At 61.4% G+C, this 249-nt stretch carries 1 pseudogene; it reads left to right on the top strand.

The features are described 5' to 3' along the window. Positions 1–249, top strand: a pseudogene (locus tag AC0L20_RS41540) (esterase); the annotation flags it as partial.

Here is a 249-nt window from a genome sequence, read left to right as displayed (position 1 = left end):
CTACAAGAAACTCATCGACGCAGAGACCTGGGCCTTCATCGAGCGGACCAATTCCTACTATCCGCCGGACACGATCGACTACACGATCGATCGGCAGCGCGACATCTACGACCGGCTGTGCCGCGAGTTCTTTGCCGGCTATCCCGAAGACGTCACGGCGGAAACAACCGCCATTGCCACGCCTTCGCACCCGATCCCGATCCGCATCTATCGCACCCCGGCGCCGGAAGCGGCGGCGATGGTGCTTTA

It is taken from the genome of Bradyrhizobium sp. Kon58, from assembly GCF_055807455.1.
This window is presented reverse-complemented; position numbering and strand designations above follow the sequence as displayed.